24 protein-coding genes and 1 tRNA gene are annotated in these 22,029 nt (G+C 47.1%); 15 read left to right on the forward strand and 10 right to left on the reverse strand.

All coding sequences use genetic code 11. The annotated features are described in order from the left end of the window. Positions 1 to 63: 63 nt before the first annotated feature. Positions 64 to 2,133 carry an alpha-amylase gene (locus EAT1B_RS11660; protein ID WP_015880765.1) on the forward strand — a complete coding sequence of 690 codons (2,070 nt, stop codon included), beginning with the start codon at positions 64 to 66 and terminating at the stop codon, positions 2,131 to 2,133. Positions 2,134 to 2,160: 27 nt separating this feature from the next. Here the strand turns inward: EAT1B_RS11660 and EAT1B_RS11665 are convergent, their stop codons facing one another. The 3 genes from EAT1B_RS11665 to EAT1B_RS11675 all read right to left on the reverse strand — a co-directional run bounded on the left by EAT1B_RS11665 (position 2,161) and on the right by EAT1B_RS11675 (position 6,233). Then, on the reverse strand, positions 2,161 to 4,767 hold the full coding sequence (locus EAT1B_RS11665) for a bifunctional diguanylate cyclase/phosphodiesterase (RefSeq protein ID WP_015880766.1): 2,607 nt from the start codon (positions 4,765 to 4,767) through the stop codon (positions 2,161 to 2,163). 114 nt (positions 4,768 to 4,881) lie between these two features. Further along, on the reverse strand, positions 4,882 to 5,748 hold the full coding sequence (locus EAT1B_RS11670; RefSeq protein WP_015880767.1) for a YitT family protein: 867 nt from the start codon (positions 5,746 to 5,748) through the stop codon (positions 4,882 to 4,884). 77 nt (positions 5,749 to 5,825) lie between these two features. After that, positions 5,826 to 6,233, reverse strand: coding sequence for a YkvA family protein (locus tag EAT1B_RS11675; RefSeq protein ID WP_015880768.1), 408 nt, complete (start codon positions 6,231 to 6,233; stop codon positions 5,826 to 5,828). Between the two features lie 112 nt (positions 6,234 to 6,345). On the opposite strand from EAT1B_RS11675, the gene EAT1B_RS11680 reads away from it, so the two are divergent. After that, positions 6,346 to 7,584, forward strand: coding sequence for an aminopeptidase (locus EAT1B_RS11680; protein WP_015880769.1), 1,239 nt, complete (start codon positions 6,346 to 6,348; stop codon positions 7,582 to 7,584). Positions 7,585 to 7,623: 39 nt separating this feature from the next. Here EAT1B_RS11680 and EAT1B_RS11685 read toward each other — a convergent pair whose 3' ends face one another. Next, positions 7,624 to 8,406 carry an alpha/beta hydrolase gene (locus tag EAT1B_RS11685; protein ID WP_015880770.1) on the reverse strand — a complete coding sequence of 261 codons (783 nt, stop codon included), beginning with the start codon at positions 8,404 to 8,406 and terminating at the stop codon, positions 7,624 to 7,626. Positions 8,407 to 8,520: 114 nt separating this feature from the next. Here EAT1B_RS11685 and EAT1B_RS11690 point away from each other — a divergent pair, with 114 nt between their 5' ends. The 6 genes from EAT1B_RS11690 (at position 8,521) to EAT1B_RS11715 (ending at position 11,389) form a co-directional block, all read left to right on the forward strand. Beyond that, complete coding sequence (locus tag EAT1B_RS11690; RefSeq protein ID WP_015880771.1) at positions 8,521 to 9,102, forward strand: TetR/AcrR family transcriptional regulator; 582 nt, start codon at positions 8,521 to 8,523, stop codon at positions 9,100 to 9,102. Next, entirely contained in the window at positions 9,095 to 9,439 is a 345-nt protein-coding gene (locus EAT1B_RS11695; protein ID WP_015880772.1) for a multidrug efflux SMR transporter, read from the forward strand. Before EAT1B_RS11690 ends, EAT1B_RS11695 begins: the two co-directional genes overlap by 8 nt. Continuing rightward, positions 9,436 to 9,750, forward strand: coding sequence for a multidrug efflux SMR transporter (locus EAT1B_RS11700; RefSeq protein ID WP_015880773.1), 315 nt, complete (start codon positions 9,436 to 9,438; stop codon positions 9,748 to 9,750). Before EAT1B_RS11695 ends, EAT1B_RS11700 begins: the two co-directional genes overlap by 4 nt. A 71-nt stretch (positions 9,751 to 9,821) precedes the next feature. After that, complete coding sequence (locus EAT1B_RS11705) at positions 9,822 to 10,379, forward strand: GNAT family N-acetyltransferase (protein ID WP_015880774.1); 558 nt, start codon at positions 9,822 to 9,824, stop codon at positions 10,377 to 10,379. A gap of 88 nt (positions 10,380 to 10,467) precedes the next feature. Beyond that, positions 10,468 to 10,540: transfer RNA gene (locus tag EAT1B_RS11710), tRNA-Val, on the forward strand. A 150-nt stretch (positions 10,541 to 10,690) separates the two neighbouring features. Next, on the forward strand, positions 10,691 to 11,389 hold the full coding sequence (locus EAT1B_RS11715; protein ID WP_015880775.1) for a DUF554 domain-containing protein: 699 nt from the start codon (positions 10,691 to 10,693) through the stop codon (positions 11,387 to 11,389). Positions 11,390 to 11,425: 36 nt separating this feature from the next. Here the strand turns inward: EAT1B_RS11715 and EAT1B_RS11720 are convergent, their stop codons facing one another. After that, positions 11,426 to 12,214: a pyrroline-5-carboxylate reductase gene (locus EAT1B_RS11720; protein ID WP_041918139.1), complete on the reverse strand. Its 789-nt coding sequence runs from the start codon at positions 12,212 to 12,214 to the stop codon at positions 11,426 to 11,428. A 192-nt stretch (positions 12,215 to 12,406) separates the two neighbouring features. Between EAT1B_RS11720 and yidD the strand changes: the two genes are divergently transcribed. Continuing rightward, positions 12,407 to 12,676 carry a membrane protein insertion efficiency factor YidD gene (gene yidD / locus EAT1B_RS15815; protein WP_015880777.1) on the forward strand — a complete coding sequence of 90 codons (270 nt, stop codon included), beginning with the start codon at positions 12,407 to 12,409 and terminating at the stop codon, positions 12,674 to 12,676. A 129-nt stretch (positions 12,677 to 12,805) separates the two neighbouring features. Further along, a complete protein-coding gene (locus EAT1B_RS11725; protein ID WP_015880778.1) occupies positions 12,806 to 14,158 on the forward strand; it encodes a sodium:alanine symporter family protein in 1,353 nt (450 codons plus the stop codon). 17 nt (positions 14,159 to 14,175) lie between these two features. Here the strand turns inward: EAT1B_RS11725 and EAT1B_RS11730 are convergent, their stop codons facing one another. Next, positions 14,176 to 14,541 carry a potassium channel family protein gene (locus EAT1B_RS11730; RefSeq protein ID WP_015880779.1) on the reverse strand — a complete coding sequence of 122 codons (366 nt, stop codon included), beginning with the start codon at positions 14,539 to 14,541 and terminating at the stop codon, positions 14,176 to 14,178. Between the two features lie 87 nt (positions 14,542 to 14,628). Between EAT1B_RS11730 and EAT1B_RS11735 the strand changes: the two genes are divergently transcribed. Beyond that, on the forward strand, positions 14,629 to 15,870 hold the full coding sequence (locus EAT1B_RS11735; protein ID WP_015880780.1) for a cytochrome P450: 1,242 nt from the start codon (positions 14,629 to 14,631) through the stop codon (positions 15,868 to 15,870). Between the two features lie 37 nt (positions 15,871 to 15,907). Here the strand turns inward: EAT1B_RS11735 and EAT1B_RS11740 are convergent, their stop codons facing one another. After that, positions 15,908 to 16,657 (reverse strand): sugar nucleotide-binding protein, encoded by a 750-nt coding sequence (locus EAT1B_RS11740; protein ID WP_015880781.1) that lies wholly within the window; start codon positions 16,655 to 16,657, stop codon positions 15,908 to 15,910. Positions 16,658 to 16,757: 100 nt separating this feature from the next. Here EAT1B_RS11740 and EAT1B_RS11745 point away from each other — a divergent pair, with 100 nt between their 5' ends. Further along, positions 16,758 to 17,333, forward strand: a complete 576-nt coding sequence (locus tag EAT1B_RS11745; protein WP_015880782.1) for a GNAT family N-acetyltransferase — start codon at positions 16,758 to 16,760, stop codon at positions 17,331 to 17,333. A gap of 73 nt (positions 17,334 to 17,406) precedes the next feature. After that, entirely contained in the window at positions 17,407 to 18,216 is an 810-nt protein-coding gene (locus tag EAT1B_RS11750; protein WP_015880783.1) for a DUF368 domain-containing protein, read from the forward strand. Between the two features lie 36 nt (positions 18,217 to 18,252). On the opposite strand, the gene EAT1B_RS11755 is transcribed toward EAT1B_RS11750, so the two are convergent. Continuing rightward, positions 18,253 to 18,807 (reverse strand): isoprenylcysteine carboxylmethyltransferase family protein, encoded by a 555-nt coding sequence (locus tag EAT1B_RS11755; protein WP_015880784.1) that lies wholly within the window; start codon positions 18,805 to 18,807, stop codon positions 18,253 to 18,255. Positions 18,808 to 18,975: 168 nt separating this feature from the next. Between EAT1B_RS11755 and EAT1B_RS11760 the strand changes: the two genes are divergently transcribed. Next, complete coding sequence (locus EAT1B_RS11760) at positions 18,976 to 20,022, forward strand: NAD(P)/FAD-dependent oxidoreductase (protein WP_015880785.1); 1,047 nt, start codon at positions 18,976 to 18,978, stop codon at positions 20,020 to 20,022. Between the two features lie 11 nt (positions 20,023 to 20,033). On the opposite strand, the gene EAT1B_RS11765 is transcribed toward EAT1B_RS11760, so the two are convergent. Continuing rightward, on the reverse strand, positions 20,034 to 20,447 hold the full coding sequence (locus tag EAT1B_RS11765) for a VOC family protein (RefSeq protein WP_015880786.1): 414 nt from the start codon (positions 20,445 to 20,447) through the stop codon (positions 20,034 to 20,036). A 102-nt stretch (positions 20,448 to 20,549) separates the two neighbouring features. Between EAT1B_RS11765 and EAT1B_RS11770 the strand changes: the two genes are divergently transcribed. Continuing rightward, the gene (locus EAT1B_RS11770; protein ID WP_015880787.1) at positions 20,550 to 20,921 is read left to right on the forward strand and encodes a hypothetical protein; all 372 of its coding nucleotides are present in this window, start codon (positions 20,550 to 20,552) and stop codon (positions 20,919 to 20,921) included. Between the two features lie 64 nt (positions 20,922 to 20,985). Here EAT1B_RS11770 and EAT1B_RS11775 read toward each other — a convergent pair whose 3' ends face one another. Further along, positions 20,986 to 21,858, reverse strand: a complete 873-nt coding sequence (locus EAT1B_RS11775) for a hypothetical protein (protein ID WP_015880788.1) — start codon at positions 21,856 to 21,858, stop codon at positions 20,986 to 20,988. Between the last annotated feature and the right edge of the window lie 171 nt (positions 21,859 to 22,029).

Raw genomic sequence — 22,029 nt, forward strand, 5'->3', positions numbered from 1 at the left:
ATAATCATTAAGAGTAGTGTCTCTTGATGAGAGAAGACAATTAGATGCATAAGGAGAGTCAATATGTCAGAGAACTCGATGTTACACAAGCTGTGCCAGGTTTTACGAAACAAGCGAACCAATCTTACCTATGAGATTCCGAGTCTTTGGAATCGTATGCGTTTCCATTCCGAGCCGGTTCGAGATGGGGTGGAACGTGTCAATCCATATGATTTCTTGTTGGAAACGATTGAAAAAACGATTTTCCCGTATGCACATGAAAGTCGCGACTATCGTACTTCCATTGCGCTTGCAGACGGACATTTACAAACCGGGGGGGATTGGATCAAACGGGCATCGGTCTACTCCATGCAAGTTCGTACATCGACCTCATGGGACCATGACGGGTCGGGTTACGTTGAAATGGAGAATTCAGTAGGAATGAAAGACACAGGCACTTTTGTGAAAACGCTTGCATTAATTCCACATCTTCTCTACATGGGGATTGATACATTGTTCCTCTTGCCGATTTCGCAACACAGCCATAAAAACAAGAAGGGTGAATTCGGTTCTCCTTATGCCGTTCAAGACTTTTTCGCAATTGATGAAGAATTGAAGGAAACGTTAACCGGTGACGAGATGACGGTCGAAGAAGAATTTGCCGCATTCGTGGAGGCCTGTCACATGGTGGGAATTCGTGTCGTCATCGATGTCATCCCGCGGACGTGTGCCCGAGATAACCGTCTCATTTTAGAAAACCCGGAATGGTTTTATTGGATTCCCTTGACGGAAGTCGATTACTATCATCCGCCATATGTGCCGGGCATTGGGGAGAACGTCAAACCGGAATTTGCTTTCTTGCCGATGGTATATAACTCAGAGGACGTATGGCAACACTTACGACGATTCTCCATGGCGCCGAACTTGATTGATGGGGAAAAATGGAATCGGGTTCGTAATACGTTGCTCGAGCATCCAGAAGAAAACGTGTTGGCGATGATTGAACGAGAGTTCGGCTTGACGACTGCACCTGCTTTCTCGGATTGTATCAATGACCCGCAACCACCATGGTCAGACGTAACCTATTTCCGACTTTTCTTAGACCATCCGCTTGCAGCGGCACCTTATGTGAACGATGCGAACATTGCACCTTATATTCTGTTTGACTCGATCAAATCCAATCAATTCCGAGGAAATGAGATCAATGAACCCCTTTGGGAGATGCTCGCTGACATCATTCCTCACTATCAACGGGAATACGGTATAGATGGAGCGCGTATTGATATGGGTCATGCCCTCCCGGTCGATTTAGCACAACGAATTTTGGAACAACCGCGTGCCATCGATTCGAATTTCAGCTTTATCGCTGAAGAACTCATCGAGTCTGGAGCCTGGGCGGCGAAGGATGCTGGCTATAACATGATTATCGGATATGGTTTCTATAAAGAACCGCGATTCAACACGCATGAAACCCATCAATTCTTATATGATTCACGCTTTTTACCTCTTCCAGTATTTGCGGCAGGTGAAACGGCCGATACGCGACGTCTCGCGACACGGGAAGGTGGACGAAAGGCAAGCCGCTTGTTGACGGTGTTGAACGGATTTATGCCAAACGGGGTTCCGATGACGAACTCGGGGCTTGAATTGTATGAGACACAACCGATGAACACTGGACTCGATTGTCGACCGGAAGAGGCGTATCAACTCTTCCCGACGGACCCTTATTTCGGCAAGCTTGCGTTTTTTGATGCGTATCAGTTTCATTGGGACCATCCAGAACGGGATGAAATGATTGAAGTGATGCATCAAGTGGCTGAAATTCGACGTCGATGGTTGGATGTGCTCGTTGATCCGAATCACTTTGAACCGCTCATTTTAAATGAACCGTTCGCCCCATTCATTGGATTCGCTTGGTTACGCCCAGAAACGAATGATACATTGCTCGTCGTAGCGAATACGAACATGATCGATACATTACGAGGAGTCGTCGCGCTTGATGGGGTAAGACGTCGAAATTGGAATGCGAGTCGTTTTGCAGAGATGGTCTATTCACCTGACTCATGGCCATATGCGGAGCATTCGTTTGATGACAATTGGAATCTCGTTGTCGATTTGAAACCGGGAGAAGTCAAAGTGTACGAGATGAGATGAAAAAACGCCTTGGACCGAATAACCGGTTCAAGGCGTTGTGTGTTTCATGTAGTAAATGACAAATTCATCGAGCGGCATCGGTTTCGCATAGCGATATCCTTGCATGGAATCACATCCGATTTTACGAAGGAACGTCTCCTGGTACTCGGTTTCGACACCTTCGGCAACGAGCGCCATACCGAGTTGGCGGGCCATGGCGACAATGGTCGTCGTGACCATTTGATATTCGCGATTCTCTTCGAGTTGCATCGTGAACTCACGAGGGATCTTCAGTTCATCGATTGGATAGCGGACAAGGTATGCGAGTGAACTGTACCCTGTTCCGAAATCATCGATGGACAGCTTGATGCCGAGTGCTTTCAATTCTAAAATGCGATTTAATACACGATCTGAGTGATGTGCGGCAACGGTTTCCGTCAATTCAAAATTAAGGCGTGACGGCTCAATCGGGAACCGTTCGAATAGTGTTTTTAAATAATCAATCAAATGTTCATCGAACAACTGACGGACGGACAGGTTAACGGATAGTTTTGGTAAGTGGATGTCCCCTTGTTCAAATACGTGAATCAATTGGAATGTCTCATGAATCATCCAACGACCTAAATCCTGAATATGTCCCGTTTCTTCAGCGATTGGAATGAACTGGCTTGGTGGAATGAACGCACCGTTATGTTGCCAGCGCATGAGCGCCTCTGCTCCGATGATCGCTTTCGTCGAGGCATCGACTTGAGGCTGAAGGAAAAGGGAGATCTCTCCTTTTTCAAGTGCGGTTTCGAGCCCTTCCATCAACACTTTCCGCTCTTCCTTGTCTTCCCGTAACTCCGGCTCAAACATGACGGTTTCGTCACGGCCTTTGTCTTTCGCACGATACATCGCCAAATCGGCATTCGACAGCAAGTGCTTTAATTTTTTCCCATGCTCCGGGAAACGGACGATCCCAATCGAGGCATGAACTTCGACGAGCGTCCCAGCCATATAATACGGGGGACGATAGACGAGCCGCCGCAATCGTTCCGTCAACATCTCATCGTCTCCATGTTCCGCGACGACGATAAACTCATCGCCTCCGAGTCGTCCGGCATATTCGTTCGGTAATAGTGCAGTCCGCAACCGTTTTCCGATATGTTGTAATAACTGGTCTCCCATATGATGACCGAATTGATCGTTGATTTCTTTAAATCCATCCAAATCGGAGAACATCAATGTGAACGTACGCCCTTCCTCAATCAAGCGTTCAATTTGCTCTTGAAGCGCGTAACGGTTATGAAGACCGGTCAAACTATCGAATTTAGCTTGATACAAAATTTGTTCTTGTTGCTCGATCATCTGGGTGATGTCTTTGGCGATGGCGTAGATGCCCTCGACTTCTCCATCGATAATCATCGGCACGTTGACCAATTGCCACACGCGTGTCTCCCCTTCGTCAGTCATGACACGCACATCGATTGTTCGGGGACGACCGTTCGTCAACTCTTGAAGAATGATGGTATACGGTGCACGGTCTTTCGATTCAATGATGTCTAAGATGTTCGAGCCGAGTAGTGTTTCGGTTGTCAGTCCTAAGATGGAACTGCCGGCCTCGTTGACAGATAGCACTTCGCCATGCAGGTCGAATAAGAAAATCGGTTCTGAATGGTAGGCGAAAAGCGAACGGTATTGCTGTTCACGGATTTCTAATTCATGTGCCTTCGTCGACACGGCAACTTCCAAGTCTGTATTGACCGTATGCAAGCGGTGGCTGATGAGTGCGTTCTGCTTGGAAACGACAAACTGACGAATGAGCAACAAGAGGACGGCATTTGCAATCATCGAGTCCATCACGGATGTTCCGAGAAGACGATCGGAAGCGAGTAAAAACATCATGACGACCACACTATACAGCACATAATCGACAATGGAATCGTAGGCAAGTACATCTTCCGATACATCATCGACCCAGTAGCTGATCGAGATGGTCAAGATACTACTGATTTGTAAGAGGTGAATCACTTCATGTGTGATTCCCGAAAAGACAAACAGCGTGTTAGCAATCGATGCAATCGTGAATCCAAGAATTCCGATGAGCAATAAAATGCGGAACTGTTGACCAGCTGAGACGACTCGATTTAAGTACAGGAATGCGAGCATCATATAGAGGCTGATGAGTAACATCTGCTCTTCAAATCCGCTCAACTGTGACACGAGCGAGACGTCTTGCGTTGAAAAGAACCAAATATGAAGTCCGCCAATCAAAAGGAAACTAAACAGGGCGAATAAATCGAATGTGCGCAGTTTCAAAGTACGAAACTCAATCGATTGCGTGATGACGATTAAAGCCATGATTAAATAAAAGAAATTTTGAAGGAACAACAAGGACTGCGTATTGTCGTTGGTTGAATGATAGTGCATCAGTAAGTACAGCGTGAAACATACATTTCCTGCACTGATCAAAACATGAATAAAACGCCGCATACCTCTATGTTTAAAAATTGCTACTCCGCTAATACCAATCGCGGCCCCGGATATGACGAGATAATAGATGAACAACGTGATCTGTCGTAAGTCGTGCGGGGTTAAAAATAAAAATAAAAGTCCGGTAGAAAAAGTTCCGATGAGAATCGCCGGAACGTATTGGCGCAACGAGTAAGCAGACAACTCATGCACCTCCTTCTTTATATGTATGGGGCTCTTATTTATTATCGGAACAGGTGAACAAAGATTACACAAAAAAATCGACAACAATCTATATTGTTGTCGAAAATTTTAGATTTAGAGTGTATAAGAGTGCTCTTTAAAGTTCCCGACGACTGAATCGATTTCGGATACAGTGACAAACGCCTCAGAATCAATCTCAGATACGATTTGACGAAGGCGAGGGATTTCATTGTTCTGGACGACGACGTACAGCATTTTTTTCGAATCGTTCGAATATCCGCCTGTCGCATCCATAATCGTGACGCCCCGTTTCAAATTCTGCTTGATGACCAAATTGATTTCGTCTGCTTTTTGACAAATGATGAAGCATTGCTTTTGGGCAGCGAAGAATTTATGAATCGTAAGTAGCGTTCGGGATCTGACGAAGCTTAACACAAGCGCGTACATGACAGCTTTGATGTCAAAGACGATGAAGACCAACACATAGACGATGATGTCTTGTGTCAGAAAGATTTTAGGCAACGACAAGTTTCGATTATTCATATAGATGACTTTCCCTAGAATATCGAGTCCACCGGTGGAAGCTCCTGCAAAGAGGAGAAGTGCGAGTCCAAGCCCTGAGACGATTCCGCTGAACACCGAAGCGACGAGCGGATCATCGAGTGGAGTCGGTGGAATCAAGACTGGTAAACTATCGATGAGGATAGAGGAAAGTACGACGACAATTCCTGTCATCAAGATAAATCGACGTCCCAAATATTTTAGTCCCAATAAAAAGAGCGGGATATTAAGCACGAGCTGTGTCAAACCGATGGGGGTTCCAAACAGTTCATTCGTAATCAACGTGATTCCGACGATTCCCCCAGAACCGATTTCGTTTGGTTTGAGCAGTAAGCTGACAAAGACAGACTGAAGGATTGTCCCGGCAATGATGAACAGTACCGTTTCAAGGGCAACCCGTTTTCGAGATTTTGCATACATAGATAATGGCTAGGCCTGACGCCTCCTTTTTGTAAGTCTTCTGCAAGCGTACTGCTACTTTTACGTCATTTCAAGTCTCACATGTCATTATGGAATCGATCGATATCACTCGCTAATTGCTCATGTACGTAATCGATGACTTGAGCATCATCAAAAAGTCCGAGCGGGACATCGTCTGGAATCGCATCGAATGGGGAGACGAAGTACAGGATGGCCGCAACGAGTTCCTCTTGTTTATCGGCTTGCATCTCAAATTGTTCATTGTAGAGCGCTCGTAACATATTCAGCATTTGTTTCATCTGGAAGTAAAGTGTCAGTTCTTCTTCACGCTCAATGTTACTGATTTCATTGGATGCCACATCGACTGTGACTTTTGCGAGTGCACGTTCACCTTGAACGAGCAAGTCGCCCAATTGTTCTCGGTCGCGGATGTCTTCCTTCGCTTGTTTTAAAAAGTGTGTGTATGTTGTTTTCCAATCTGCCATTTGGATTCCTCCTTCTTTCTTCATCTACTAATATGCCCGTTTTTGCGCATTGGTTGCAACTTTTCCTGAAATTTAAGAAAATAAAGATAACTGAAAAGGAGGAACGATACATATGTCTAAGATTTCGATGCCGACAGAGGCAGATTTCGCACGCTATGCAGAATTAGCGGTGAAAAAAGGTGTGAACATTCAACCTGGTCAACAATTAGAAGTACGTGCTGACATCAGTCAGGCACCACTCGTCCGTCACGTGGTGAAGGCTGCTTATGCGGCAGGAGCGAAGCAAGTATTCGTCAACTGGAGCGACGAAGAAACAGGGAAAATTCGTTACTTCAATGCACCAGCGGATTCATTCAAAGAGTTTCCAGATTGGTTGAAGGCTCGTTTTGAGCAATTGGCTGAAGAGAAGACGGCATTCTTGTCAATCGTCAGTGATGACCCGGATGCGTTGAATGGTGTGGAATCGTCACGTATCTCGGATGCGAACCGTGCAGCAGGACAAGCACTTGCGAAGTGGCGTCAATATGTGATGAGCGACAACGTGAGCTGGTCAATCGTCGCAGGTGCGTCAGAGGCGTGGGCACAAAAAGTATTCCCGGGACGTGATGATGCGGTTGCGGCATTATGGCAAGCCATCTTCGCAGCGACACGGATGGATCAAGAAGATGTCGTCGCGGCATGGGATACACACGATCAATCACTTCGTAGCCGTGCGAAGCTATTGACAGAGAAGAAGTATGCGAAGCTTCATTACAAAGCACCAGGGACGGAACTGACAATCGGACTTCCGAAAAAACACGTCTTCCTTGGCGGTGGCGGCCCGAACGTCGATGGCATCGACTTTATCGCGAACATGCCGACGGAAGAGGTGTTCACGCTCGCAGATAAAGACTCTGTGGAAGGTCACGTGTCGAGCACAAAACCACTCAGCTACAGCGGGAACTTGATTGATGAGTTCACCCTTTGGTTTGAAGGTGGGAAAGTCGTCAAAGCGGAGGCGAAGAAAGGGCAAGCGGCTCTCGATGAATTGTTGAACATGGATGAGGGGGCGCGTCGTATCGGTGAAGTAGCGCTCGTTCCGGATGATTCTCCAATCTCGAACTCGGGTCTTCTCTTCTATAACACGTTGTTTGATGAGAATGCATCGTGTCACTTGGCGCTCGGTCGTGCGTACTCGACATGTCTCGAAGGTGGTCCTTCGATGTCACAAGAAGAACTCGCGGCGAACGGTGCGAACGACTCGATGACACACGTTGACTTCATGATTGGTTCAGCCGAAATGAATATCGATGGTGAACGAGAAGACGGAACGCGTGAGGCAATCATGCGTGACGGGAACTGGGTCATCTAAACAAAAGAGCGAATTCCGAAAGTTACGGAATTCGCTCTTTTACGTGCAATCGTATAGATAGCGCAGTGCGTCAGGCAAGCGGCGGCGCCAGGCCGATTCGTTGTGAATCGCGTCTGGTTCGACCTCATATCGCAAGGCGATGCCTTTCTGCGCGATGACTTCAATCAGTTTCGCATTCGTGAATAGGTAGTCGCTTGGCGTGATTGGCCCACTCTCTTCGTTTGTGCCGATGTCCATATATAGTTTACCCGCGAACTCAGCTTGTTTCATTTCTCGAATCAACGGATCAAGATTGGCCCATGCCGCGGTGGAGAGCGAGCCAACTCGTCGAATAGAAGGATAGGTCGCCATCATGTATAAAGAGATGACACCTCCCATCGAGCTTCCCATGACCCCGACATCTTCTGGGTCAGTGGCGTACTCGCTGTCAATTCGTGGTTTTAATTCGTTCATGAGCCAATCTGTATACATACGACCTTGGCCACCGAGTGTCGGACGAGTTTTCGCCAGTTCAGGTCCAATCCGACGATATAACATCTCATCTTCCTCATATGAATACTCATCATAACGGTCCAGCCAGTTCGGCGCACTCGCGATGGCGACGACCATGAGCGGGAGTCGGAGCAGGTCGATGCAACGATCGATTTCCCAGCCCTCTCCATATGTAGCGGTGTTTCCAGAAAAAACATTTTGTCCATCGTGCATATACAGGACGGGGAGCGGGGTGCTGACGTCGACCCAGTCTGGTCGAAATACGCGGACAATCCGCTTTTGACCACGTACTTTCTCCGTCGGAATCGACACGTTTAATTGTTCAATCATCTTTCGTCACCTCTTTCTACTTATATTGTGGAGAATCATGAACCAAAATACAATTGCTTGACTTGACTACCTACCGTTCGTTAGTTAAAGTGTAAGACAAGGAGAGTGAATGACATGAATACAAAAGAAAAAATCATGCAGTCTGCTCGCACACGCTTCGCACGGGAAGGTTACGAAGGGTTGTCACTAGCGGCAGTAGCGGAAGATGTAGGAATTCGCAAGCCGTCTTTATATGCCCATATCGATGGGAAGGAACAATTGTTCAAACAAGTCGTCACAGACATGGCGAATCGTTACGAAGAAGTATGGCAGACAACGTGTGACGATACGGTAGGACGACCACCTTTAGAACGAATCGAATCAATCGTCAACACGCTCACGTCCTTCTTTAGTGATCATGAGACATGGATGTTGACGAAACGAATGTTACTTGTCCCTCCCCCGGAGTTTCGAGAGTATATCGAGGAAGTCATCGGGACGGTCGAAACCAAGTTGAAACGATTTGAGAAAGAACAATTTCGACTGGCGATGGAGCGTGGCGATTTACCGGTACAATCGCTCGATGAACTATATGCTGCGTACTATTGCTTTTTAGATGGCGCCTTACTGTCGTTATTCACATTTGAAGAGGACCGGGAGATGCGACAACAAGCTGCGTTTCGAATTTTCAAGAAAGGGGTGGGTTGGGATGAGTAAAGAGAAGGGTGCATGGATTTCCCTCCTGTTTGCAGGACTACTCGAAATCGTCTGGGCGACGACGATGAAGCTGTCTGAAGGCTTCACGGTTTTAGGTCCGACATTGTGGACGATCGTGTTATTGATTCTTAGTTTCGGATTATTGGCGAAAGCGTTTCGGACGCTCCCTGCCGGTACGGGGTACGCCGTATTCACAGGAATCGGAGCGGTCGGCACAGTCATAGTTGGTGCCTTCTTATTTGACGAGGGGCTTAATGGATGGAAACTGATCCTTGTGACGACGTTGATTGTCGGTATCATCGGATTGAAGCAAGTGACAGGAGGGGAAGAGGCATGAGTTGGGTTTATCTGATTGGAGCGGGAATTGCTGAAATGACAGCCGTTTTCTTTATGGGGAAATCGAAAGGATACCAGATTTTGAAATGGTCGATTGCATCGATTTTATCTTTTGCGCTCAGCTTCTATTGGTTATCAAAATCACTTGAGGTCATTCCTCTTAGTCTTGCCTATTCCATCTGGGTAGGTATCGGCGCGGCCGGCGGCGTCATTTTAGGGATGCTCTATTTGAACGAATCGAAAAGTCGCTGGCGTATCTTTTATTTGACGTTGATTATCGGGAGTGTGGTCGGATTAAAAGTTGTGGCCTAAAGGATTGAAATGTGCTGAAAACGGGAATTTAATAATTCAGATTATGAGATGAAAGAAAGGGGCGGAAAACGATGCATCTTGTCGAGTTGCAATCCGAACGTTTGCGGTTTGAACCGTATACGCTTTCTGATTTCTATTTTGTCAAATCGCTTCTCCAAGATCCTCGGGTGATGCGCTTCATCAGTCCGGATGGGAGACCATACACTGACGAACAGACGATTGAGTGGTTTGAACGTCAATTGGCTCGTTATGAGACAGGACGCCAAACGGGTCTCCTGAAGCTCATGACATTTGACAGTGATGAACCGATCGGTCACGCAGGTACGTTATTGCATGAATTGGACGGTAAAATCGAGTTGGAAGTCGGGTATTGGTTGTCGCCGAAGCATTGGCATATGGGATATGGTCGAGAAGCCGCCGCACGTCTGATGCAGCATGCTTTTACGGAAGGCGAGAAGGAGATTATTTCTCTGATTCATCCGGATAATGTTCCGTCTCAACGTGTCGCTAAGGCGAACGGTCTTCATTGGGATCGAGATACATTCTATAAGGACATGCTCGTATCCGTTTATGCGGGCGATTTGGAGCGGTTATGTCGACATATCGACCGTCAACAAATGACACGATAAAAAAGTCTCTAAAAAAAATAAAAAAAGTTGTTGCCAACTCAATAGTTTCTTGATATATTAATAGTGTCCTTAAGAGAGGACACGACCTGATTCTGTAGCTCAGCTGGGAGAGCGCTACCTTGACAGGGTAGAGGTCGCTGGTTCGAGCCCAGTCAGAATCACTTGGGTGCCAAACCCTCGAGAAACCCACCGGAACATGGGTTTCCGCGAAGCCACTTCTTGCGAGAAGTGGCTCTTTTTTTTGTATATTGACATGGCACGAAAGCAATTGGTATATTCCTTTCAATACATAATGAAACGGGGAATGCGACATGGTTCTAACGGGAACCCTCGTCAATGCCGGACTAATCGTCATCGGGGCATTGCTAGGTCTCTTATTTCACCGCATTCCGGAGCGTATGAAAGAGACGGTGACGGCGGCAATCGGGCTTGCGGTCATCTTGCTTGGGATTCAAATGGGGATGAAAAGTGAGAACTTCTTGATCGTCATCGGAAGTCTAGTCGTCGGGTCTGCGCTCGGGGAATGGTGGAAGTTAGATGAATTATTGAATGAAGTCGGTTATCGGCTCGAACGGCGCCTTGGGAGTCAATCGAGTGTAGCGGAAGGATTCGTAACGGCCACACTCATCTTCGTGATCGGGGCGATGGCCATTATCGGGGCGCTCGATAGTGGATTGCGCGGTGATCATGACGTGTTGTACACGAAAGGGTTGATTGATGGATTCACGGCTCTCGTGTTGAGTTCGACACTTGGGATCGGTGTCATGTTCTCCGCCGTTCCAGTACTGGTATACCAAGGAGGAATTGCGTTACTCGCCATTCAAATCATGAAGTTCATTCCGGAGTCGCTCATGGACAGCTTTATTTTAGAGATGACCGCGACCGGTGGGGTTATGATTGTGGCGATTGGTCTGAACTTGGTTGGAATCACAAAAATTCGCGTGGCCAATTTATTACCGGGGATTTTAGTGGTGGGTTTGATTGTGTCCATCATACATACGATCAATTGAAAAAATGGATGGAAGCGAGTCGCTTCCATCCATTTTTTATGGTTTCTCGATCGTTTCATGATCTTCTTTGGCACTTTCACGCAAGGCTGAAGCCATCACGTCAGCAAGGTTCCGTTCCCGAAGCACGCCGACGCCTCGGTCTGTCGGTCCGCCTGGAGCGGCCACGTCTGCAATCAGTTCATTCGTCTTCCGTGTTTCATGAGACAACAACTCAGCGGAGCCTTTCATCGCTTGAGCGACAATTTGACGCGCTGTCTGTTCATCGTAACCGACATCCGTTAGGACAGGCGTCATCGCACCCACGATTTCATAGAAGAAGGCCGGGCTGCACCCAGCAGCAGCCATAAAGGCCGACATCGTCTTTGCATCGGTGACGGCCGTTCGTCCGACCCGTTCAAAGAGAGAAGTCGCTTTTGCGCGATCAGCCTCATCAGTTTCTGGACCGAACCATAGACCCGTCATCCCGCTCCGATAGGCGACAGGCGTGTTCGGCATGGCACATACGGCTGGTAACCCTGAAGCCTCTTCTAACTGGCTCGGTTCGATATGTGCCGCGACCGAGACGAGTAACGGTGTCTTCCATTCTTTCGATTCTACATACGGCATGACGCCATCTGGTTGCATCGCTAATACGACGATGTCATAGTCGTTCACGTTTTCGTCCTCGACAATTTGAACGCCGAGTTCATCTTGTAGGAAGAGCAAGCGCTCCCGGTCACTTCGGTTTGTCATTGTGATGTGTGTCGGTTCGATGCCCGAGTCGATCCACCCGCGAACGAGTGCCTCGCTCATCGATCCTGCACCGACCATTAGTAGTTGATTCATCATTCGTCACCTCTTCTTTTCGATTCGGTCAATAGTTATGTTGACTATCATAACAAACATGAACTCGAATATCGCCCATCTTGCTCATTTGTAAGGAGATGGAAAAAGATTTGACATAAGAATCGATGAACATGACAAACGTTTTAAATCGCGCTATGATGGCACTAATTCAAAAGAGTGAGGCGAAATCGCGTGAAACGTGTACTAGTAAAAGGGATTCAAGGTTACCAGCGTTTTATTTCACCATTAAAGCCGCCAACGTGCCGATTTTATCCGAGCTGTTCGCACTACGGAATCGAGGCGATCGAAAAACATGGGGCTGTCAAAGGCAGTTATTTAACCGCTCGCCGGCTCATTCGCTGCCAGCCGTTTCATCCAGGTGGGCTCGATTATGTTCCGGATACATTTGATTGGAAAGCGCCTTTACAACGAGAGAAACCTGAGTCACAGCGAGACGATTGAGTTCGTCTCGCTGTTTTTGTACAGAACGAAAAATGGATTGGTTGTTTTAGTACAATACTTTTGCATTGTTCTAAGTATTCTGAAAAAATAGAGGTGTACACTATTTTTCGGGGAAAGGGGATACGTTGTATGGGGCAATCATTTAGTGAATGGGTGAGTAAGGCATCCAACTTTGTATGGGGACCACCGCTCTTGATTTTGCTTGTGGGGACAGGCATTTACTTGACGGTGCGTCTAGGTGGGATTCAAATCACCAAATTACCGTATGCGTTAAAATTGGCGTTTTCGAAAAATCAGGATCAATCTTCTAAAGGGGATATCAGTCACTTCCAGGCGCTCATGACCGCTCTGGCGGCGACCGTCGGTACGGGGAATATCGTCGGAGTGTCGACAGCGGTCGTATTAGGAGGACCAGGAGCCATCGTCTGGATGTGGGTGTCCGGTTTCTTTGGGATGGCGACGAAATACGCGGAGGCGGTTTTGGCCGTGAAGTATCGGGTCACCGATGAGCGCGGTCAGATGGCTGGTGGACCGATGTACTATCTAGAACGAGGATTGAATCAACGATGGTTAGCAGTCGCATTTGCGGCATTCGCATCGATTGCGGCGTTCGGTATTGGAAACGGGGTCCAAACGAACTCGGTCGCATTGGCCTTAAAAACGACATTCGATGTACCACTCTACATATCAGGGATTCTCATTATGATTTTTACAGGTGCGGTCATCCTTGGAGGCGTTCGTTCCATCGGGAAAGTGGTCAGTTACTTCGTCCCCGTCATGATTGCCTTCTACTTAGGTAGCGGTCTCATCATTATGGTGATGAATTACTCACTGATTCCGGATGCGTTCGCACTCATCTTTAGCAGTACGTTCAGTGCAGAAGCAATCGGTGGAGGGGCCATCGGAGCTGCCATTCGATACGGGGTGGCGCGTGGTGTCTTCTCGAACGAAGCGGGTCTCGGCTCTGCTCCGATTGCAGCAGCGGCAGCGAAAACAGATATGCCGGGTCGTCAAGCGCTCGTCTCGATGACTCAAGTCTTCTTGGACACGCTTGTCGTCTGTTCGGTGACAGGGTTGACACTCGTCATGGGTGGTCAAATTGGGACAGGACTAGAAGGAGTCGAATTGACCTCAGCTACATTTGAACTGTTCCTCGGACCGGCCGGCGGTTATATTGTCACGATTGGGCTTGTCCTGTTCGCTTATTCGACTGTGCTCGGTTGGTCGTATTACGGTGAGCGATCCATCCATTACTTGTTCGGACAAAAGTCGATCCTTCCGTATCGGATTGCTTTTGTACTCGTTGCGGGACTCGGTGCCATGACGACGAACTTGAATTTGGTATGGGCGCTATCGGATGTCTTTAACGGCTTGATGGCCATCCCGAACTTGATCGGTCTCTTGTTCTTATCGGGTGTTGTCATCGCCGAGACGAAGCGTTTCAACCAACAGCTTGAAATTGAAAATCGGAAAGTTTCCTAATCGTAAGGACGCCATCCTCATGAATCAGAGGGTGGCGTCTTTTGTTTCGCTTCCAATTCATCGAGTCGTGCTTTTTGTAAATGGTCAAATACTTTTGTGATAAATCCGACCATGATGCCGACCCCGGTCAATACATATCCGATGGTGAATATTTTTCCGATGTCGGTCTGCGGTGCAAAATCACCGTATCCGATGGTGGTCAGGGTGATGACGCTGAAGTAAAGTGCGTCCAACCAACGCATCGCCTCGAATCGGGTGTAAAAAAGTGTACCGGAGAGGACGGTAAGGAAGGCAAGACTGAATAAGACTTGGAACTCAGGATCACGGAGACCACGCCAGATTCCGCGGACAATCCGGCGCAACGTCAGTAAGAACGGCAACATGTCACTCGCTCCTTTCGATATTAGGTTTGTTCGCTAACGACAGGGGAACATCCTCTATAGTTCGAAAAAAGAGAAAGGGTGAGTTGGATGGGGAAAGTCATACCGAAACAAGAAGGTCTCGACCATAGTGTCGATTTTTTACGGGAAGGATATTTGTTTGTCGCGAATCGACGCAAAAGTTTTCAGTCGAATATCTTTGAGTCGCGCCTGCTCGGGGAGCGCGTGATTTGTCTTGGAGGCGAAGAGGCGGCAGAAGTATTCTATGATGCAAATAAATTCACGCGTCAGGATGCTGCGCCGAAACGTCTCCTCAAGACACTATTCGGAGAAGGGGGAGTCCAAACCTTAGACGGTTCGGAACATACGCATCGAAAACAGATGTTCATGTCATTGATGACAAAAGAAAATATAGATCGATTGCTCCGATTGACATATCGTGAGTGGAACCAGATTGAACGAATGGGAGAGGAGATTGTCTTATACGATATTGCACAAGAAGTGTTGATGAAGGCCGTATGTGAATGGTCGGGAGTTCCACTTGCGAAAGAAGAAGTGGGGAAGCGTACCGAAGAGATGAGGTTATTATTTGAATCGGGTACGTCTCTTGGTCCCACGTATTTACAAGGTCGGAAGGCACGAAGTTCCGCTGAAGTCTGGATTCGTCAGATGGTAAAAGAAGTGCGGTCGAATCGATTATTGCCGAACGAACATACGGCGCTTTACGAGTTTTCGTGGCACCGGGATGAATCTGGAGAATTATTACCTGAAGAGGTGGTGGCGGTAGAAGTATTGAACATTTTGCGCCCGACTGTCGCAATCTCGGTATATGTCCTCTTTACCGTCTTGGCTTTGCATCAGTTCCCGGATGTAAAAGAGCAGGTAGAGCGGGGAGAGGTCTCGAAAACAGAATTCGTTCAGGAAGTGAGACGGTTTTATCCATTTTTCCCTGTAGCCGCAGCTCGTGTCAAAACCGATTTTGAATGGGACGGCTATGCATTTCCGGAAGGAACGCTGACGCTTCTTGATTTGTATGGTACGAATCATGATGTCTCTATTTGGACGGAACCAGATCGATTCGATCCCTCTCGTTTCAAAGATTGGAAGGAGAGTCCGTTTAATTTTATTCCGCAAGGTGGGGGAGATGTGGATTTTGGACACCGATGTGCCGGTGAACATGTGACGATTGCAATTCTCGCACAAGTCATCGAGTTGTTTACTAAGGAATACGCCTACACGGTCCCGCCTCAAGACTTGAGCTATAGTTTTGTAGACATGCCGAGTCTGCCGAAAAGTAAATTGCGATTGACTCATCTAACTCGAAACCAATAAAAAATCGCCTACTCGATGGGAGTAGGCGATTTTGAATTTACTTTGTTTGCAAATTCAGTCGTTTGGAGATGGGACGAATGGAGACCGATGAATCGATCATTCGATTATCCCGTTTCGGTTCATCTGTGCATTCAATCTGCCAGTCGGTGTCATGAAGCTCTTTTAGTCCGACGGCGATGTCGTATAGGGAATAGTTCGCATTTCCGTTTAGCTGATAGATGCCTGGTCCACGTTTTGTCAAAATTTCAAATAGCGCGTCTGCCGTGTCTGCTAAAAATGAACATGATGGATACCAATGCTCACTCGCTTGGATGACCCCTCGTTGCTTCATCTCGTTCGTGAAATAGTCCATCATATTATTCGATCCTGCCTCATCCCCGATTTGCCATCCGAGACGAACGATTTGAGCACCAGGGTTGGCGTTCATAATCGCACGTTCGCACTCACGCTTATACTTTCCATAGTCATCCTCGGCATCTGGTAGCATATCTGGGGAAATCGGTCCGGTCACTTCATCTGAAAAAATTGAAACCGTGCTCGTGAACAGGAACGGAATTTTCGCCTCACCACATAAACGAGCGAGCGTCTCGGCCCACTCCACCGCGCCCATACCGATATGTAAAAAGTAGTCCGGTCGGATGCGCTCGATGAATTCTCGCATTTCCTCTTCGTTTGTCGTGGACACTTGCTCGCGATTCCACGCAATCCCTTCAATTCCGTGGCGCTGTAACGTTTCGGCAACGACGGGTGCCACTGTACCGTTCATTCCTGTAAGAATAGCTTTCATTTCGATTCGCCCCTTTCACTCTATATGATGCCACAAAACGAGTGTGGACAAACAACCGATGTGCCGGGCTATGCTAGACTGGATGTTGGAGGGATCAATCATGAATATTCGACAAGCAACCAAACAAGACAGTAAACAAATTGCACCACTCATGTATCAAGCGATCCATGAGATTGCGTACACGTTGACAGCATCAACGGATACGTCTGAGGTATTGGAGCGACTGGCGATGTGGGTAGAGAAGCCAAACAATCGCTTAAGTCACGAAAACATCTGGGTGGCTGATTTTGAAGGGGAAGTGGCCGGAATGATCATCTCGTATCGTGGGGACAAAGCAGAAGAATTGGATCGACCGATTCGAGAATGGTTGACGGCGCATGGAAGTGAGGAAGAGGTGGACATAGAAACGGAAGGTTATGTCCAATACATTGATTCTCTGGCTGTCGCAGAGGCGTTTGGCGGTCGTGGAATTGGGACGAAGTTAATTGAACATGTTTGTCTCGTTGCGAAAGAGCGCGGTGTCCCCGTCGTCACATTGAACGTGGACCAAGAAAATCCTGCGGCACATCGCTTATACACACGTCTCGGATTCCATAAGGAAAAAGAAATCAACATTTCCGGGGCAAGATTTGACTATATGATCAAAGAAATCAATTCAACTCCTTTCTCGGTCTAAAAGCGGATGCGCAAACTTCTTTTCTCGACTATACTAAGGGCTTGAGGAAAGATATACGTAAAGGAGATACATTATGGAGTGGAAGAATATCTGGCGTGGGATGGCCATGGGAACGAGTGATTTAATTCCTGGTGTAAGCGGCGGTACCATCGCAGTCATTTTAGGCATCTACGATCAACTCATCGAAGCGATTAGCGGCGTTTTTAGCCGATATTGGAAGAAATATATTGGGTTCTTGATTCCATTGGCAATTGGAATGGGGACAGCCATTATCGCGCTCAGTCGCGTCATTGAATACTTGTTACTTGAGTACTACGCACCGACACAGTTTTTCTTTATCGGATTGATTTTAGGGATTATTCCACTTCTATTCGTGGAATTTAAATCACGCGCATCGATTCGTCCGGTCCATGTCATTGCCATGGTTGTCGCAACCATCCTTGTCGCGAGTATGGCATTTCTGAATCCGGTTGATTCGTCGATTATGACAGACGTGACGTTTGGAACGGCGCTTCTCTTATTCTTCTCCGGCTGGTTAGGCAGCATGGCGATGTTGCTTCCTGGAATTAGCGGGTCATTCGTCTTGTTGTTAATTGGTGTTTATCCAACCGTCATCAGCGCCATCTCAAACTTCAATCTGTTGATTATTGGGATTGTCGGTGCTGGAGTGGCCGTCGGCTTTATTGTAAGTAGTAAAGTCATTCGTTACTTGTTGGCGAATTTCCCGGGGATGACGTTCTCCGTCATTATCGGATTGGTCATCGGCTCACTCGCCGTCGTGTTTCCGGGTGTGCCAGCTTCTGGAGTCATGTGGATACTCAGTATCGTCGCATTCATTGCGGGGGTCATCGTCGTCCGACTACTCAGCAAATATTCTGTCTAAATGACGAAGGAGTCCAGCGATGAGCCGGACTCCTTTTTAATAGATGAAGGGGAAAAGACGCTTGCGCGTCTTCGACCAGGTTTGGTAAGACTGACCGAAATGGCGAATGAGCATACCTTCCTCAATTCGAATGCGGTACAGTAACGCAAGCGAGGTGAGACCTGCGCCAATCAGTGCAATCCCCCAATGAATAAAGTATAGCGAGAATCCGAACGCGATCAATAACAACCCAGTGTAAAGAGGGTGGCGTAAGTAACGATACGGCCCCGAGCTGACGAGTTCGTCTTCCGGTCGGACGACGACATGTCGTGTGAATTGATGTCGTAAGTGTAAAATCCCCCAATAACGTAACGACACGCCGGCTATGTAAAACGTAAGTCCGATGATTCGTTGAACCGTCGAAGGCTGTGATTCGAACACAAGCGAGGAAACAAGAGACAAACCAAAGACGCCGATCATCGTCGTCGCTACAAAGTAAAAGCTTTTTCGCTCGACAGCCCCGTCTGATGCCTCTTTACGATTACGAAATCGCCACGTTTCAACTAGCCAAAAAAATGATCCGACGATTAATAGGAGATCCATCCAATCCATCACGCACATCCTCCCTTTTGATTCATGTTTCATTACCCGACCTACACATAAGAAAAACCAAATCCATCACGACGATATTCGAAAAAAATTGTCAAAGTGATGAAAACAGGTTATCATCTAATGAGAATGATTATCATTTTTATATACATAGAGAGGAAGGGTGCGACGATGAACGAGGAAGTATTCGACGTGACGATTATCGGTGGGGGACCGGCTGGGTTGTATGCCGCTTTTTACAGCGGTTTACGGGGCATGAAGACAAAAATAATCGAATTTCAGCCTTTTTTAGGTGGGAAAGTACACGTCTATCCAGAGAAAATGGTCTGGGATGTAGGTGGACTTCTTCCGACGACTGGGGCAAAACTGATTGACCAACTCGTCGAGCAAGGCCTCACCTTCTCTCCGACGGTCCTTCTTGGCGAGAAGGTGGAGTCGATTTCCAAACGCTCAGACGATTTATTCGGAATTGACACGACGAACGGTCACCACATTTCCAAAACCGTCATCGTTGCGACCGGAAGTGGAATCCTCAAACCGCATAAGGTTGAAGTGAGCGGAGCGGAGCGGTTCGAATTGTCGAACCTCCATTACACGGTTAAATCACTCGGTCGCTTTAAGGGCAAGCGCGTCTTGATATCGGGTGGCGGCAATAGTGCTGTCGATTGGGCGAATGCGCTCGAGCCGATTGCAGAGCAGGTCGTGTTGACGTATCGGAAAGAAGAACTCAGTGGACATGAAGCACAAGTTGAAAAAATTAAGCAGAGTCGAGTCGACTGTTGCCCACAATCGAAAGTAACGGATTTGATTTCTCACGATGGGAAGTCGATTCAACAAGTTCTTTTGACTCATGTCGAAACAGGGGAGACGAACGTAATCGATGTCGATGAAGTGGTCATCAATCACGGATACGAACAAGACGCAGAGCTACTTCGGAACAGCGAACTACAGGTTGACATGAATGATGGGTTTTATGTGAAAGGGAATTCAGGTAGCGAGTCATCCGTACCGGGATTGTACGCTGCGGGTGATATTCTCACGCATGAAGGGAAAGTACATCTCATCGCGGGAGCGTTTCAAGATGCTGCGAATGCGGTGAACCGGGCCAAAACATACATTGACCCGAATGCCACCGCTACCGCAATGGTGTCCTCTCACAATGAACGGTTGAAAGAGAAGAATCGTCAAATTATAGAAGAAACCATCATGAAGCAGTAAGAGGGGGACTCTTACTGCTTTTCTTTAGGGTAATCACAAAGCTCGGTAATCACACCGCCTGAATGTCGCGGGTCCATGTAGATTAAGCGTCTACCTTTCGCCGTCGTACGCAGGGTGTCTTCTAAAAAGGTGATGCCGTTCTGTTTGTGAGCGGCAATCGCTTCATCCAAATCATCGACACGGTAGGCGATATGGTGGACACCCTTCCCTCGAGCTTTCATGAACCGGGCAATCGGACTCGTCTTACTAGTCGGACGTAACAATTCGATGACATCCTCTCCAATATGAATGACGGCCAACTCGGTCTCTACCCCGATTGCCGTGTTCGTATAGCGGTCCACGAGTTTTCCTCCTAAGACCGTCGTATAAAATGTGATTGCCTCATCTAAGTCTCGAACGGCAATCCCAGTATGATCGATATGCATGTACATTCCTCCTCCTTCTTCAGTTTGCCTAAAGTTGAACAAAATGTCACTTCACAACGTTTCCCGCTTATCCGATATAATAGGAGAGGGAGGGACAGCGAAATGAACGGAAAAATCACGATGGGTTTGGTGGGCACTTTCGCCCTTGTATCATTTGTGTTTGGACTCTCGCTTGCGACGTTTGTCGACTATCGCATCAATGAAGAACAGGTTGTCCTTGAACGATTAACGACCCATAAACAGATTGGTCCGACCGAGTTGCTGTCTACCGAGGTTGACTTTCACTTAAATGGGTCGAATTATGCGATTCGTTTTAAAGATGAACCAAACATTACGTATTGGTTCAACGTCGTCGATCGCAAAATTAAGTTCGACCGGATTGAATCACTCGATTTGAGAGACACGGGGCTTCGGACAGAACTGTTTGAAGCGATGCCGCCTCTAGCGATGGAGTCGACTACTGCTGCAGAATAAAAGACGTCGAATGAACAACTTTTTCCTTTGAGAAAGAGTTGGTTTGCTCGACGTCTTTTGATTGTTATAAATAAATCGGGGTCGGTGGTGCCTGTAGCGTGTACGTATAACGACAAATATTTGAGATTTGGGTACCGTGGCGTCGAAGTATATATGTCAAATCAGGTTGCAGATTTGTTGCTGAAATATGTGCCTCTTCAATGTATCGGAACATGTAGAAAAATTTTTGTTGAAGGAATGAAATGGCGTCCCTCAATAAAGGCTCATCACAATCAACATGCATCTCCTGTATTGAAATATGGTACATATGTAAGCGAACTTTCATGATTCCAATCACTTGTCGATTCCACTTCACGGAATAGAACAATGTTTGCTGGCGAACTTCTCGTGCGAATTGTTCATCTGTCATTGACATGGCACTCGGAAGGAGATGACAATGCTCATTTCGAAATGTGAGCCAATCGGCTCTTCTTGAATAGTCCACTAATTCGAGTGTCCAATCGCTATGAGTTGCTTTCTCACACGGGATGAACGGTAGATGATACGTTTTCGTTTGATGGAATACTTGAAATCCTGCTGCTTCATATATTCGAAGCTTATCTTGATTTTGATAGTCTTCCTCCTGAAGATAGTACGTGATCGGGTACGTCGTTTCTCGACTTCGCTCATAGATCAAACGGTGAAGTAGTCCGCGAAAGACGTGACGATCACAATACGTGGCTTGAGAGAGGCGAATAGCATGTTCCGTCTCAAACTGTTCGTCGTTTGCGACGATCGAAGCGAGTGGGGCATCGCGATTGAGTGCAACATAGACGTGATGATGTGATGGGAGGGAGAGAAGCAAAGGAGCCTTGCTTAAAGGATATAGCGACTGAATGGAAATACGCTCATGTAACGGTAATTGCCTGCATTCTACAAAACGTAGCGCTCGTTTCACGAAGAATCCTTCTTTCTTTATCAAATGATAAGTACAAATAAATTGTAAGCGCTATCTTGCATCGAGGGGTGTGGCAGTATAATGAAACCTGACTCGAGAAAAAATCAATTACGCCCGAAAAAGGTTCGAGTAAAATAGAACATATCCGTTCAATACAATGAAATGGATTTT

The organism is Exiguobacterium sp. AT1b, from assembly GCF_000023045.1.
Taxonomy (GTDB): domain Bacteria; phylum Bacillota; class Bacilli; order Exiguobacteriales; family Exiguobacteriaceae; genus Exiguobacterium.